The 12,581-nt window shown below is 44.8% G+C and carries 16 protein-coding genes; 1 reads left to right on the forward strand and 15 read right to left on the reverse strand.

Going from position 1 to position 12,581, the window contains the following annotated elements; genetic code table 11:
- The 8 genes from BN1002_RS11595 to tatA form a co-directional block, all read right to left on the reverse strand.
- On the reverse strand, positions 1-342 hold the full coding sequence (locus BN1002_RS11595; protein WP_231575105.1) for a hydrogenase maturation nickel metallochaperone HypA: 342 nt from the start codon (positions 340-342) through the stop codon (positions 1-3).
- A gap of 1 nt (position 343) precedes the next feature.
- Positions 344-787 carry an IBR domain-containing protein gene (locus BN1002_RS11600; RefSeq protein ID WP_048825174.1) on the reverse strand — a complete coding sequence of 148 codons (444 nt, stop codon included), beginning with the start codon at positions 785-787 and terminating at the stop codon, positions 344-346.
- Positions 784-1,260: a HyaD/HybD family hydrogenase maturation endopeptidase gene (locus tag BN1002_RS11605; protein WP_048825175.1), complete on the reverse strand. Its 477-nt coding sequence runs from the start codon at positions 1,258-1,260 to the stop codon at positions 784-786. The genes BN1002_RS11600 and BN1002_RS11605 overlap by 4 nt, the downstream gene beginning before the upstream one ends.
- A complete protein-coding gene (cybH, locus tag BN1002_RS11610; protein ID WP_082036215.1) occupies positions 1,250-2,050 on the reverse strand; it encodes a Ni/Fe-hydrogenase, b-type cytochrome subunit in 801 nt (266 codons plus the stop codon). The genes BN1002_RS11605 and cybH overlap by 11 nt, the downstream gene beginning before the upstream one ends.
- 11 nt (positions 2,051-2,061) lie before the next feature.
- Entirely contained in the window at positions 2,062-3,786 is a 1,725-nt protein-coding gene (locus BN1002_RS11615; protein WP_048825176.1) for a nickel-dependent hydrogenase large subunit, read from the reverse strand.
- Positions 3,783-4,883, reverse strand: coding sequence for a hydrogenase small subunit (locus BN1002_RS11620; protein WP_048825177.1), 1,101 nt, complete (start codon positions 4,881-4,883; stop codon positions 3,783-3,785). Before BN1002_RS11620 ends, BN1002_RS11615 begins: the two co-directional genes overlap by 4 nt.
- 337 nt (positions 4,884-5,220) lie before the next feature.
- Complete coding sequence (tatC, locus tag BN1002_RS11625) at positions 5,221-5,961, reverse strand: twin-arginine translocase subunit TatC (protein ID WP_048825178.1); 741 nt, start codon at positions 5,959-5,961, stop codon at positions 5,221-5,223.
- 180 nt (positions 5,962-6,141) lie between these two features.
- Positions 6,142-6,336, reverse strand: coding sequence for a twin-arginine translocase TatA/TatE family subunit (tatA, locus tag BN1002_RS11630; protein ID WP_048825179.1), 195 nt, complete (start codon positions 6,334-6,336; stop codon positions 6,142-6,144).
- Positions 6,337-6,642: 306 nt separating this feature from the next.
- Between tatA and BN1002_RS11635 the strand changes: the two genes are divergently transcribed.
- A complete protein-coding gene (locus BN1002_RS11635; protein WP_048825180.1) occupies positions 6,643-6,879 on the forward strand; it encodes a hypothetical protein in 237 nt (78 codons plus the stop codon).
- Between the two features lie 49 nt (positions 6,880-6,928).
- Here the strand turns inward: BN1002_RS11635 and BN1002_RS11640 are convergent, their stop codons facing one another.
- The 7 genes from BN1002_RS11640 to BN1002_RS11670 form a co-directional block, all read right to left on the reverse strand.
- Complete coding sequence (locus BN1002_RS11640) at positions 6,929-7,417, reverse strand: dihydrofolate reductase (protein WP_048825181.1); 489 nt, start codon at positions 7,415-7,417, stop codon at positions 6,929-6,931.
- Positions 7,414-8,208 (reverse strand): thymidylate synthase, encoded by a 795-nt coding sequence (locus tag BN1002_RS11645; protein ID WP_048825182.1) that lies wholly within the window; start codon positions 8,206-8,208, stop codon positions 7,414-7,416. The genes BN1002_RS11640 and BN1002_RS11645 overlap by 4 nt, the downstream gene beginning before the upstream one ends.
- 57 nt (positions 8,209-8,265) lie before the next feature.
- Complete coding sequence (locus tag BN1002_RS11650; RefSeq protein WP_048825183.1) at positions 8,266-8,970, reverse strand: anthrax toxin lethal factor-related metalloendopeptidase; 705 nt, start codon at positions 8,968-8,970, stop codon at positions 8,266-8,268.
- A 185-nt stretch (positions 8,971-9,155) separates the two neighbouring features.
- Positions 9,156-9,743 carry a YpjP family protein gene (locus BN1002_RS11655; protein ID WP_048825184.1) on the reverse strand — a complete coding sequence of 196 codons (588 nt, stop codon included), beginning with the start codon at positions 9,741-9,743 and terminating at the stop codon, positions 9,156-9,158.
- Between the two features lie 246 nt (positions 9,744-9,989).
- Positions 9,990-10,766 (reverse strand): class I SAM-dependent methyltransferase, encoded by a 777-nt coding sequence (locus tag BN1002_RS11660; protein ID WP_048825185.1) that lies wholly within the window; start codon positions 10,764-10,766, stop codon positions 9,990-9,992.
- 45 nt (positions 10,767-10,811) lie between these two features.
- Positions 10,812-11,246, reverse strand: a complete 435-nt coding sequence (locus BN1002_RS11665; RefSeq protein WP_048825186.1) for a BrxA/BrxB family bacilliredoxin — start codon at positions 11,244-11,246, stop codon at positions 10,812-10,814.
- Between the two features lie 182 nt (positions 11,247-11,428).
- Positions 11,429-12,562, reverse strand: a complete 1,134-nt coding sequence (locus tag BN1002_RS11670) for a conserved virulence factor C family protein (protein WP_048825187.1) — start codon at positions 12,560-12,562, stop codon at positions 11,429-11,431.
- Between the last annotated feature and the right edge of the window lie 19 nt (positions 12,563-12,581).

Genomic DNA, 12,581 nt, shown 5'->3' on the forward strand with positions numbered 1-12,581 from the left:
TTATCCTCCTTCATAAGAAAGAACCTGGAATGCTTCCCCTGCGATGATTTTGCCGGAAGGTGCCCGGCAGGAAGGGCAAAGCGCCACTTTAAAGCTAGGCTTGTAACGAAGGCCGCAGAGGATGCACTCCGCAAGTGCCGCTTCATGGTGAATTACAAGGTTAGCTTCAGTTTCAAACAATTCCGGGCTTTGCTCCTTGTAAATTGAAAACGCCATCGTCAATGCATCTGGCATCGCACTTGCTATTTCACCTACTACAAGCTCAATCTGATTTATTTTGTTTAAACCTTTCGTATGCGCATCTTCTATTACAAGCTGGATAATATCAGCCATCAATGCCATTTCATGCAAAAATATCAGCCCTCTCTTTCACATGAGGGAAGCCGATGTACCAGATCTCTTCTTTTTTCTTAACAGGCAACCGGGAAAGGGATAGTTCCCCTTCGCGTGTTAGAAAATTATATTCCGTCCCACAATAAAGACACTTCACTGTTGAATGGAGCGGGGTTAACGTCATAATATTTGAGCAATCGGGACAAATCCCGCTGAATGCCTTTAACTCCGGTATATTCCCAGATAGAATGACAGGCTTTCCACGGAGATAGTTCATCTCTAAAATGGCATCTTGATGGTTCGCTAAAAAGACTGGCAGCCAGTGTATCCCGATAATTTTTGCAACTGCTTCATCAACTTTATCGGCTTCATCCTCCAGGATAGGTTCGTATATTGAATGCACGGTATCAAACAGGCTAACGCCAAGTGCCTTGATAAACTCAACCCGTTTCATGCCGAATCCCTCCATTTTTCAATCTGCTCTTCGATCGCCTCAAGCAGCTTTGGAACCATGCTTAGATTCTGTTCAGTCAAGCCGATCCCGAGTTGCAGCGACGTTGGCTGCATGCCAATCATGGCAATATTCTTTGGGTAGCGGTCGCGTAATTTTGCTGCAAATAACACTTCCTGAAAGCCAAGCTGGTGGACAGACATTTTTATGCCGAAATAGGCGGGGACTTCCTCTCCGTCTAGGACAACAATCTCCCCACCCGGCTTGCCAGCGTTGATCGCATCAATGATTAAAAGATTCTCCGCTTCCTCCACCGGACCGAGAAGCTTCATTCCGTCGGTGAGGCCTTCAACGATATCTATGTCGTCCACGTCGCTAAGCATTTCTTGCAGCAAGGGCAAAACATGGATGCCAACACCCTCATCCGAGAAGAGGGTGTTGCCGATCCCAAGAATTGTGATTTTTTTATTTTTCATTTTTTCCACCAACCACTTTTTTAGGTTCAACTTTATAGCCGGTAATCATCGATGACACCGAACCGTTTCGCTCCAGATAATCGTCCCGGAAAGCCATATACACATGAATGACTGTAAAAACCATGAATCCCCATGCTGTAAGATGGTGCCAAGAGCGGACAGAGAAACTGTCTCCTCCAAACACATGAGCCACCCATGTAAATAATGAACCCCAGAACGAATTGAATTGTGGTTCAAAGTACATATAAAAACCTGTCAGCATGACAATCCATGATCCGAGCCCGATAAAAATCCAGTAGCTTAATTGGGCAAGCGGATTATGGCCTGCATAATGCGGTTTTTTATTTTTTTGAAACAAATAGAATTTGACTGTTTCAACTGTCTCTTTCCAAAATATCAGCCTGAATGGATTCGACGTCGCGAATTTATTTCCCCTGAATGCCCAGTAAAGCCTGAAAATCAAATTTACTGTAAATAAGAAAGCAGAAAAGAAATGAATATATCTCGCCCAACCCATCAAATAAGAATAATAGGCTTCCTCATGGATAGAGGCTGCCACAAAAGGCTTACCAATGTAGATGCCTGTTCCCATCAAGAGAAGGATCGCCAGCATGTTCACCCAGTGAAAAATGCGAACAGGCAGCTCCCATACATACACCTTGACAGGCTCATTGCCAATCGGGGTATAGACGATCGGCCTTTCAGGATGGAAAGATACTTCACTGTTTAAAACTGGTTTTTCCGGTTCATACACGTACTCGCTATTTTGGTTTGGCACGATATTCGCCATAGGAATCCCTCCTATCCCAACCGGATTTCGGTCGTTTTATTCGTTTCCAAATCCGTCAAATGCACCGCGCACGCAAGGCATGGATCAAAGGAATGAATAATCCTGAGAATCTCGAGTGGATTCTCCTTATCGAGGAGCGGGGTTCCCTTCAGCGCGGCTTCATAGGCGCCCGCCTTGCCGTTATGGTCTTTCGGGGATGCGTTCCATGTTGTAGGGACGACGGCCTGATAGTTTTTCGTTTTGCCATTTTCAATTTCAATCCAGTGGCCAAGTGCACCACGCGGCGCTTCCATCCAGCCGACTCCCTTTGCTTTTTCAGGCCAGGAGGATGGGTCCCATTTCATTCGATTGAAAGTCTGCTGGTTACCAGCTTTAATATTTTTCAAAAGCGCATCCATATCATCGCGGAGCCAGCCAACAATAAGCTTCGTCTCCAATCCTCTCGAAACTGTTCTGCCAAGTGCGGATTGGAGGGCAGTTAGCGGGAGATCCAATTGTTTCAGCGTTTCATCTACGATACTGACAATCTCTGCTTTTCCGGACGCATAGCCAACAATCATTCTTGCAAGCGGGCCTGTTTCCATTGGCTGTTCTTTCCATCTTGGCGCTTTTAGCCATGTGTATTCCTTGTCTGTATCAAGCTGCTTATAAGGGGCTTTTGGCCCTGTATAATTGAGGGCAGTTTCACCCTCAAAAGGATGTTTGCCAGTGCCAGCACCTTTTTTGCCATCATACGTGTACCAAGAATGATCAATGAACTCCTGAACGTGCTCAGGGTCTTTTAGATCAACATCGATTACTTCATGAATGTTGCCGTTCAGAACGATTCCGCGCGGCATCCTGTAACTCTTGATGTCATATATATCTGTTGGCGAAAAATCTCCATAACAAAGGTAATTGTTAAGCCCGCCGCCATATGTCCAGTCTTTATAAAATGAGCCTATCGCCATCAAGTCGGGAATGTAAACTTGCTCGACAAATTGCTTTGCTTCATCGATGATACGCGACACGTGCATGAGCCGTTCGGCATGGATGCCATTATCGCTGTCAATATCAATTGGCGTTGCCATACCGCCGACGACATAGTGGGGATGAGGGTTTTTCCCGCCAAAAATGGTGTGAATCTTGACAATTTCTTTCTGCCAGTCGAGCGCCTCAAGGTAATGGGCGACAGCAAGAAGATTCACTTCAGGTGGCAGTTTATAAGCTTTATGGCCCCAGTAACCATTCGCAAAAATCCCTAACTGTCCACTTTCGACAATTCTCTTCACTTTGCTTTGTACATCAAGGAAATAGCCTGGCGAAGATTTTGGCCAGCTGGAAATGGACTGTGCGATCTTGGATGTTTCCTCAGGGTTGGCCTTTAGACAGCTGACGACGTCGACCCAATCGAGGGCATGAAGATGATAGAAGTGGACGACGTGGTCGTGTACGAATTGGGCTTCGTTCATAATATTCCTGATTAAATGTCCGTTGACCGGTATCTTTATATCCAAAGCATCTTCAACAGAGCGAATCGATGCGAGGGCATGGGTCGTTGTGCATACTCCGCATATTCTTTGAACGAATGCCCACACATCACGAGGATCACGGTCGTTGACAATCAGTTCAATCCCCCTGACGGAAGTACCGGAACTGTATCCTTCTTTAATGACCCCTTTTTCGTCAATATCCACTTCAATCCGGAGATGGCCTTCAATTCTTGTAATCGGATCAACAATTACCCGCTCGCTCATTCTTCTTCACCTCTTTTTTCTTCATGTTCGGTCTCCTTTTTGTCATCAAGTTTCTTTTTGATGACTGTCCCAGTTGCATGGACAGCAATTCCTGCTGTCGTGAGCCCGATTGCCGCCAGTCCAACCTCGTCCGGATTGATAGTTGTCTGCGTGCCAGGGATCTTTGCCATGCGGGTAAAAAACGGACCATTATCCCAGAAAGCGCTTTCAGTACATCCAATACAAGGATTCCCTGATTGAATCGGATAGCTCACACCGCCATTCCAGCGCATTTCTGCGCAAGAGCTGTATGTTGTCGGCCCTTTGCAGCCAACTTTATAAAGACAGTACCCCTGCTTCGCGCCTTCATCATCGAATGATTCTACAAATAGCCCTGCATCAAAATATGCACGGCGGTTACATTTATCATGAATTCTGTGGCGGAAAAATGCTTTTGGCCTGCCAAGGTGATCCAGTTCAGGGAGCTTGCCAAACGTAATAAAATGCGCGATCACTCCTGTCATTACTTCTGCAATTGGGGGACAGCCTGGAACAAGAATGACTGGCACGTCTTTGACAAAATCTGTGACTGGTTTTGCCCCGGTTGGATTAGGCTTGGCAGCGGCAATTCCTCCCCATGAAGAACAGGATCCGTAAGCAATAACCGCCAAAGCATCTTTGGCTGCTTCAATAAGAATTTCTTTCCCCGACCTTCCTCCAACAGTCATGAAAGCATAATCGTCAGGAATGCTTCCTTCAACCGCAAGGATGTATTCTCCCTTATAGTCCTTTAAAACGCTCTGCAAAGCGCTTTCGACCTGATGGCCGGAAGCCGCGGATAACACTTCCGAATACTCAAGCGAAATCATTTCAAGCAATACACTCTCCGTGCTTGGCTGCGATGACCTGATGAACGACTCCGAACAGCCGGTACAATCCTGAAATTGCAGCCAAACGACCGGAACTCGTTTTTTCGTTTCCATTGCTTCAACTACTTGGCCGGAATTCGCGTAATCAATGCCAAGCGCAGCGGCAAGGGCCGTACATGTTTTCAGGAAATCCCGCCTTGTAATCCCCCGGTCCAGGGCAGCTTCATAAACGGTTTGTTGCCTCTTCATTCGCTATCCCCCCATATTCCAATTTCTTGTATTCAGCGTAAATGTAGCACATGAAAAGGCCAAAAGTCCCAGGATTATTAATAAATACATAAATATTCCTTAACTAGATAAATAGCATAATTTTGATGAAAAGCTGTTTTTAGTCAGTTGATTTTTATTCATTAATGTTTTGGGGAAATCCTATTCGGAATTATGAGATTGGGCTAGGCAGAAACCAGTATGTTTCCAAGATGACCTTAAAGCTTACCTTCTGAAGAAAACAAGATTATTAACAATAAAAAAAGCTGTCCTTAAAATAGCCATCGCATGCGACTATTTTTAGGAACAGCTTGATAAATTACTCCGCGGCTAACTCTTCTTCTGCCGCAAGTTTTTTCATTCTCTTCTTATATACAACTTTTGACAGATTCACTGATATTTCGTACAGAAGCAATAGCGGTATACTTACCAGGAAATCGGACATTGGGTCTGGAGGGGTAATGACTACCGCGATAATGATTAAAACGAAGTAGGCGTATTTCCGGATCTTTGTCAGCACATAAGGGTTCAGGATACCCAAGGATGTCAGGAACATGACAACCGGCGGAAGTTCAAAAAGAACCCCGAATGGCAGTGTCATGTGCAGGATGAACCGGAAATATTTTTCGGCCGTAAAGTTGGTGACAAGCATGTCGCCGCCCAAATTAACGAGAAATTTCATGACGTTCGGGAAAATCACGAAATAACCGAAGGCCAGGCCAACAATAAACAAAATGAATAATGCCGGGACATAGGAAAGAGAAATTCTCCGTTCAATCGGTTTTAAGGCCGGTTTTACAAACAGCCAGAGCTGGATGGCCACTATAGGGATGGTCCCTGCAATCGCAATCAGGGAAGCCAGCGTGAAATACACCCAGACAATATCACTTGGCCCGAGGACGATCAGCTTTACATCCAGGTCACGAACAAACCAGTGATATATATCTTCAACATAATAAAAGCCAACGATGAAGAAGATGACAAACGCGATTCCGGAAATGATTATTCTTTTGCGAAGTTCATCAAGATGGTCAACGACATTCAATTCTTTATCTTCCATATTGTTCTCCCTGCCAATAGGTTGTTAATTCTGCGGGCCGAATGGATTCTCGCCGCAGAGGGTGAAGTTATAAGAAAAGGGCCCCTACCCAAGCTTCACTTTCAAGCTGCAAGGCTGTGACCCCCCGTTTAAATGAATGAAACATTAAGGAAAAAAGGTGCAAGACTTGGATCTTACACCTTATTTTGCTGCTTTTTTCTTTTCTTCTTCGAAATCTTCCATAACGTCGCTTGTCAGTTCGCGTGTTGATTTCTTAAATTCACGAAGCGTCTGGCCGAATGCGCGGCCGATTTCCGGAAGCTTTTTCGGTCCGAAAATGATGAGAGCAAGAACAAGAATCAGGATTAAGCCGGGAACGCCAATATTATTCAACATAAGGTAACATCCCTTTCTGTAATGTGAATCTACTATGATTATAGTACTTTAAAAAGCTTAAAGGATAAAAACGGGCCAAAATACATATAACTTTCACAAATGAATCCAACAAATGCGGGCAGCTGCCCTGCATGTACAAATTTAACAATAACCTTTCCAATAGTCAACGGTGAAACCTGCCAATAAACGTTCATAATATTTTGAAATTTCATTTTCTTTTTAGTTGATTTCATTAGGAGTCATAACATATACTAAAAAGAAGCAAGTTGAAGCCGTAAAAAAATCATATGGAAGGGAGTGGACAGCTTGGAATTTTCACTTGATAGCTTTGAGTGTGTACTGCCAGTGGAAATCACCATCGATGACGACAACGGCCGCTATATGGTCCGGAAAAGCGATACGAGCGGAGTCTTTTTTAACAGCCCTTCTGAACTGATTTCCTGGATCAGGGACCACCTGAAGGAAGACGAATTTTTAAAACCCGATGCTTTCAGGCACATGCTGGGCAAGCTAACAGAGTATGAACAAATGGAAAATAACTAGCAAACATGCAAAAACATCAGCCCGCGCTGATGTTTTTGTGTTTTATATCTTAATTTTTCCGCTCATAAATCCTGAACTCATAATCGTATGGGTTTTTATCGTCCCTGATTCCTTTTTCAATAGAAGCCAGTTCCCAACAGTCCAATTCAAATTCCGGAAAAAAGGTATCCCCTTCAAATTCCTCATTGATGAAAGTAAGGTAAAGCTTGTCCGCATAAGGAAACAATTGGATGAAAATTTCCGCTCCTCCGATGACGAAGACCTCTTTATCCTTTTTTTTGCAAAAGTCCACGAATTCTTCGGCAGAATGGAACACTGTACAGTTTTCGCTTTCATATTGTTCATTCCGTGTGATGATGATATTTTCCCTGCCTGGAAGGGGACGGCCAATTGATTCATGGGTTTTCCTCCCCATTGCGACCGGATGACCCATCGTTGACCTTTTGAAAAATTTCAGGTCCTCAGGCAAATGCCATGGCAGCTGGTTGTCCTTCCCGATGACTCTGTTTTTATCCATTGCCCAAATAAACGAAATCATACACTGACAGCTCCCTTTATATGCGGGTGCGGGTCGTAGCCTTCAAGGGCAAAATCTTCGAATTTAAACGAGTAGATATCTTTAACTTCCGGATTGATCGCCATCTTAGGCAGCTTCCGTGGCTCGCGTCCGAGCTGCTCATTTACTTGTTCAATATGGTTTTTATAAATATGTACATCGCCAAACGTATGGACGAAATCACCTAGTTCCAAATCGCAAACCTGTGCAATCATCATAGTAAGCAGCGCGTATGAGGCTATATTGAATGGCACCCCCAGGAACAAATCCGCGGAACGCTGGTAAAGCTGGCATGACAATTTACCATCCGCAACATAGAACTGGAACATACAGTGGCAAGGGGCGAGAGCCATTTTATCAATTTCCGCAGCATTCCAAGCGTTGACTATCAGCCTGCGGGAATCAGGGTTTGTCTTAAGTTGGTCGATCAGCTGGCTTATCTGGTCAACGGTTGTGCCGTCTGCACCCTCCCAGGAGCGCCATTGCTTGCCGTAAACGGGGCCAAGGTCTCCCTTTTCATCTGCCCATTCATTCCAGATACGGACGCCGTTTTCCTGAAGGTATTTCACATTGGTGTCCCCCTGAAGGAACCATAGCAATTCATGGATAATCGATCTCAAATGAAGTTTTTTCGTCGTAACGAGGGGAAACCCTTCGTTTAAATCAAACCGCATCTGGTAACCAAATGTGCTGATAGTCCCCGTACCAGTTCTATCATCTTTTTCAGTGCCGTTTTCGAGGACATGGCGGCAAAGTTCTAAATACTGTTTCATTATGTATCCCTCCATCTTTCCGTTATTGTATCAAAAAAAGGACTCTGGAAAAATAGATTAGTCCAGGTCCTTGATCATTTTGTATGTGAGTGGTGCTTTTTCATGCAAAAATTCATTGGTTTCCCTGTCCAAATAAAAAAGAGCGAATGATTCAGCGAAGTATTCTTCCGGATACAAAAGGAAATAATCCTGGCCCGGAAAAAGTTTATCCTTTTCTTTCTCCCATACCTTCTTAAAAGACTCCGTTTTGGTAAGGTGGCCGTACACCCGATTATCAATCGAGTGTGCGAGTTCATGGAATTCCAGATTTACGGAACCATGTCCGCTTCCTTTTCTACTCGAGCCGATCTTGACCAGGACAACATTCGTCCCACCAATCCCCGGAACATCATCCCAGGTAGAGTCTCCCTTATACCCGCGCGGCGTCACACCTTTCAGGTGCCTGGCGCTTGGATTATCTGTCAGCTTTCCTTCAAACAGCCTGACTGATACTCCTGCTTTGTTAATTTTTTGAAGCAAAGGCGCTGGGAGAGTGGCAAGTCTGTTGATGATACCGGCAGCTTCCGCAGTATTGAACTTTTCGTCTGGTAAATAAACAATATCCCCAACAAGGCTTTCATTTCTAATGCTATCTGATATCGAAGCAATAGAATTAATCTTTTGATAATCTTTTAATGCCACCCCGCCTGGGGCAGCTTTTGTGCTAGTTAAAAAAGACAAAAACAGGACAATTGGCAGCAGAATATAAATGAGTTTTTTCAATTCTCTTTTCCCCTGTTTGCAATATAATTGTAATCTAAAAGAATTATAGCACTTCAACGCTGTTAGGTCTCGAGGAGTTTATTGGAAAAATTATCATAAAAATAATGTCATTGAAAGAAACCCTCAGGAAATTGTTCGCTTCCCAAAACAAAACCCGGCGGGCGCCGGGTTGCTCATTCAACTATTTAGGCCATCCATTTGGGCGGCATATTTTTATCCCAGTAAATACTGCCAAGTTCATGGTGATTAGTAAAATTGTCATCGAAAGTGTGGTAATGGAAATTGAACCAATAACCTGATTGCGGCGGATTGTCGCGCCTGACATGGAAGCGGATAATATGCTTTCCGGTCCGGCTGTCCTTGATGTTGAAAATTTTCTCAGATCGACCTCCGCCCGGCTGTTCCGATATAGCTAGAGCGGCCAGATCCTCGTCAGGAAACTGCATGGCTGTTTCGGTAATCGCACTTTCAATTTTAGGCAGAATAATTTGTTCGAACTCGTTTTCAATTACCGGCTTGATTTTTGTCCCAAACTTTTCATATGACCGGTCTTTGGCGAGCTTGACCATGTTTTCAATCATCGTGTCCCTGTCAGGCAGTGCTTCTGATTTCGTAGCTGCGGAAAGAGAGTCATTGGCATTGAACGTTCCGCGTTCAGAAGAGTCATTTTCCGCCTTAATCCGGTCAAGGAATCCCGGCTGGGCAGGCGTGATTAGACCAAATGTCAGCAAAGAAACCATTACAACAAATGATTTCCTGATCCACTTTTTCATTACCCCAGCCCCTTTTTTACGAATTGTCTATCTTTTTTCTATTATACTTCTTTTTTGCCAAAAGTGGGTAATGTTGTTTTAAAGTTTTTTTTATGGATAATAGAATGTATAGCTTAGAAACTAAAAGACAGGGGTGTGGAAGATGGAATGGGTGATTGCTGCGGGTTGCCTGATGATGCTGGGCTACTTTATTTATTTGGCCATTTGGGATTAGAAAATAGCGGAAGCCGGCCATAGTGCCGGCTTTTAGTTTTTTTCTATATAGCCAAAATGGAATTTCGCCGTTTTTCTAACCGTCCTTTTAAATCCGTACAAATCAAACCGGTCGCTTTTATAGTGATCTTTCAGGACTACTCTTCGTCTTGCTACCCTAAGAGCTTCGTTAAATTCATCGCCGCCAATTCCGCCGTGAAGGGCAAAGTGCCTCAGCGATTTGATTCCCTCGGATTCTTCAATCCCTTCCTCAAACATCGGGTCGAAATAAACGCAATCCCATGAATTATCCGCCTGTGCTTTTAAAAAAGGCAGCGCCTTGCTATGATGCACGTTCACCCTTCTCATTGATTCATCCAACTGCCCAAGTCCTGATTCCCAGCTTTGAAGGCCATTCCTGACGATGTAGGAAACGTATTGATTGCCTTCCAACCCCAAGACTGTTCCAGAATCTCCGGTGACACAGCTTGCGACAATCGAATCGGATGCGAGGCCAAGCGTGCAATCTAGGAATGATTCGCCCGCTTTTAAATCCGCTGCTTCAATCAAAGGGTCCTTCCCTCCGTTAAGAAGCCGTTTTACCCGGAACATGGCAGAAGACGGGTGAAAAAAGAATGGGTCATGCTCTCCTTTTGCGAACAGGTTCAATCTTTCATTGCCTGCGACAATGCAGCCGCTGTCGGCCTCTTCTTGCAATCGAAGAATTGATTTCTTTCTTCTCTGTATGTAAGGAATCCCAAGTTCAGCGGAAATGCTGGTTGCTTGATGAATCATCTTCTCATTCACCCTACCTGCTGTCGTAACAAACATATTACCTTTCCTCTCGGTCAAAAAAGGACGCCGGCTGGCATCCTTTTAACAATTAGCCTCAAATGCTGATGTGATGTTTTCCATAATGCCTTCCATCGTGTTGCCTTCGATATCGTGCCTAGGAATAAAGTGGACGACTTCTCCATCCTTTAAAAGGGCTACAGATGGCGAGGATGGTTCGATACCGCCGAAATACTCACGCATTTTAGCAGTTGCCTCCTTGTCCTGCCCGGCAAAGACTGTGACTAGATGGTCCGGCTTGTTGTCACTGTTCAAAACGGATTGGGTGACAGCGGGGCGAGCCAGGCCGGCCGCGCAGCCACATACAGAATTCACGACTACCAGTGCTGTCCCTTTTGCTTCTTTCATGAATTCATCAACTTCATCAGAAGTCTTTAGCTCCGTAAATCCGGCATTAGTCAGTTCGTCACGCATGGGCTGTACCATCTGCCTCATATATTCCTCGTATGCCATTGACATATCAATCACTCCGTTATCTTAATATTATTTATGTTTATATGTTTTTGTTATCCTTGTTTGTTGATTTCCACTCCGGGGACTCAGCGCCGCGCGGGGAGGAACGTGGAACCCCTGCATCCCGCCGGAGTCGGTCCCTCCGTTCCAATCAACTCATTGCCAATTAACTGAGCTTTTTTATATTGTCAAAGACTTGCTTTCCTTGCTTCGGTCATTTGTTTCCATACCGAGCCTTTTGCTTCTTCCCCGCCTTCGATTCTTGCGATTGCCATCTGTACTTGCATCGCGACCTCAAATTCGGGATCATTTGCTGCTTCCTTTAAAGCCGGTAGTGCTGATTCATCCCCGACTTCATAAAGAAACATGGCTGCGCGCCAGCGAACGAGCTTGCTCGGATCCTTTAATGCTTCCGCCATGGCTGGCCCGGCTTCCGGGAAGCCAAGGTCGGACATGCAGTCACCGGCCGTCCTTCTAACCGTAACAGTTTTATCCTTCAATGCCTGGTAAAGAATAGGCAAAACAGCCTTATTCTCAATCATGCCCAAATAAACGGTTGCAAGCCTTCTAATGGACGGCTTTTCATCGTGCAGCGCTTTTTCAAGGAGTGGCAAATCTTCAACCTCCGGATCAGGCATCTGTTCAAGCTTTTGGTAGCGTACCCGCCAATCGGGATTCTCCAAATCCTCTTCGGTGATTTTATGGCGTTTCCTTGCCTGGCGCATAGGTGTATTCACTCCGCTCTCCCGGGCAGCCTTGACAAGATCTTCGAGCCTTGATTGCGGATAAGCGGCAGTCAGTTCTTCGACGACTTCCTTGCCAATTTGGTCAAAATCCCCATACCTTACGCCGAAATCCTGCCATTTTCTCAGCAAAATGTAATTTTCGCCTTCCAATTGGGCTTTTTCCCTAGCTTCAAGGAAATTTTCGGTCATTCCAAAACGCCTTTCTTCATTTCCATCCAACAATTTCACCTGAAGCGGAATTTCCTTGAACATTTGCACCTGTACCTGAATTTCACCGAAACCTGCCACAACTGCGGAACCAGTATCGCTTCCTCCAGGTTCCTCTCCAAATGCTTCCCTTACTTTCGCCAACAGGTCTTTCCAGTCATACTTGGCGTTTCGTTCAACGGCAATAAAGTCAGCAACATGGTAAACGCCTTTTATTCCTTCAATAGCAAGTACCGTCCGGATAACGGAAGGGGCGCCTTCCTGCTGTTCTTTTTTATAGTTATGGCTCTTACCCATTGGCAGTTCCTGATCGAGGTTAATTTTCATTGTATTCGGGCTTGGTGTTGGTTCAATAGACACTATTTTCACTATTCTCACCTCACTTTTA

This window comes from Bacillus sp. B-jedd (assembly GCF_000821085.1).
GTDB lineage: Bacteria > Bacillota > Bacilli > Bacillales > Cytobacillaceae > Bacillus_D.